The 1,871-nt window shown below is 76.1% G+C and carries 2 protein-coding genes and 1 tRNA gene; all 3 read right to left on the bottom strand.

Annotation, left to right across the window (positions count from 1 at the left end; all coding sequences use genetic code 11):
* Positions 1-2 precede the first annotated feature (2 nt).
* Positions 3-79 (bottom strand) — tRNA-Asp (locus tag Q0112_RS15070).
* Positions 80-133: 54 nt separating this feature from the next.
* Positions 134-310, bottom strand: coding sequence for a cbb3-type cytochrome oxidase assembly protein CcoS (gene ccoS / locus Q0112_RS15065; protein WP_297976682.1), 177 nt, complete (start codon positions 308-310; stop codon positions 134-136).
* The coding region (locus tag Q0112_RS15060) for a heavy metal translocating P-type ATPase (RefSeq protein WP_297976680.1) at positions 307-1,871 on the bottom strand (1,565 nt) is incomplete at its 5' end. The genes ccoS and Q0112_RS15060, both read right to left, overlap by 4 nt.

Here is a 1,871-nt window from a genome sequence, read left to right as displayed (position 1 = left end):
AATGGCGCGGTTGACGGGGCTCGAACCCGCGACCTCCGGCGTGACAGGCCGGCACTCTAACCGACTGAGCTACAACCGCGCGATGGCGCCCATTTAGGGGGCGGCGCGGGGGGCGTCAAGCGGATTGCGGCACTCAGCGCGAGGAAGCCTCGTCGTCGGCGGGGTGGTCGTCGTAGCGGTCGGAGAGGATGCGCTCGGCGTGGCCGCGCGGATCGTCGAACTGGTCGTGGCGCAGCGCCCAGAAGAAGCCGAGGAGCGCGAGGCCGCCGAGGAAGAGCGCCGCCGGGACGAGGAGGACGAGGATGTTCATCGCGCGAGGCGGGTAGAGTTCAGCACGACGACGAGCGAGCTCGCCGACATGATGATGGCGGCGATGAGCGGGGTGACGAGGCCGGCCAGCGCGATCGGCACGGCGACGATGTTGTAGCCGAAGGAGAGGGCGAAGTTCTCGAGGATGCGGCGGCGGGCGATGCGGGCGAGCGCGAGCGCGTCGGCGGCGGGCTCGATGCGGTCGCCGAGGACGATGAGGTCGGCGGCGCTGCGGCTGGCGTCGATCGCCGAGGCGGGGGAGATCGAGACGTGCGCGGCGGCGAGGGCGGCGGCGTCGTTGAGGCCGTCGCCGATCATCAGCGGGCGGTGGCCGGCGGCGCCGAGCGCGTCGAGCTCGGCCACCTTGCCCGCCGGCGTGGCGCGGGCGATCCAGCGGTCGATGCCGAGGCCGTCGGCGAGGGCGCGCACCGGGCCTTCGGCGTCGCCGGAGAGGAGCGTCACCGGTAGACCGGCGGCGTGGAGGCGCGCCACGGTCGCCGCGGCGTCCGGGCGCGGGGCGTCGGCGAAGGTGAGGGCGACGGCCGGGGCGTCGCCGATGCGGAGCCAGGCGGCGGTGGCGTCGAGGGCGCGCGGGGCGCCGACCCATTCGCCGCGCCCGAGGCGGACGCGGGCGCCGGCGAGGGTGCCCTCGCTGCCGAGGCCGGGGTGCTCGGCGATCTCCGCGACTGGGGCGGGGCGGATGCCGGCCTCGCCGGCGGCGCGGGAGATGGCGCGGGAGATCGGGTGCTCGCTGCCGGCGGCGAGGGCGGCGGCGGCGGCGAAGGCGGCGGGCGCGAGGTCGGCGGCGTTGGTCAGGCGCGGCTGGCCGGTGGTCAGCGTGCCGGTCTTGTCGAGGACGGCGACGTCGACGGTGGCGAGCTTCTCCAGCGCCTCGCCGTCCTTGAGCAGCACCCCCTCGCGGAAGAGGCGGCCGGAGGCGGCGGTCAGCACGGCCGGGACGGCGAGGCCGAGGCCGCAGGGACAGGTGACGATGAGGACGGCGGCGGCGATGTTGAGGGCGAGCCGCCAGTCGCTGGAGCCGAAGCCCCAGCCGAAAAGCGCGAGGAGGGCGAGGGCGTAGACGATGGGGCTGTAGGCGCGCGAGGCGCGGTCGGCGAGGCTCGCGTAGCGGCCACGGCTCCGCTCGGCCATCTCGACGAGGCGGCCGATCTCGCGCAGGAGGGTGTCGTCGCCGAGGGCGTCGGCGCGCACCTCGATCGGGCCGGAGAGGTTCAGCATGCCGGCGCGCACCGGGGCGCCGGGGGCGACGGGCTCGGGCATGGTCTCGCCGGTCAGGAGCGACGGGTCGATCTCGGAGCGGCCGGCGGTCACCGTGCCGTCCACCGGCACGCGCGCGCCCGGCGCGACGGCGAGGATGTCGCCGGCGCGCACGGCGTCGAGGGGCACGGTGGCGCGGCTCCCGTCGGGGGCGATGCGCTCGGCGGTGTGCACCTCCAGGGCGGCGATCTCGGCGGCGGCGGAGCGGGCGCCGGCGCGGGTGCGGTGAGCGAGGTAGCGGCCGACCAGCAGGAAGAAGGTCAGCATGATCGCCGCTTCGTAGT

This window comes from uncultured Amaricoccus sp., from assembly GCF_937858865.1.
Classification (GTDB): domain Bacteria; phylum Pseudomonadota; class Alphaproteobacteria; order Rhodobacterales; family Rhodobacteraceae; genus Amaricoccus.
This window is presented reverse-complemented; position numbering and strand designations above follow the sequence as displayed.

Coding starts and splice junctions, on each gene's coding strand:
- ccoS (WP_297976682.1), bottom strand. CDS start 310: ATGAACATCCTCGTCCTCCTCGTCCCGGCGGCGCTCTTCCTCGGCGGC.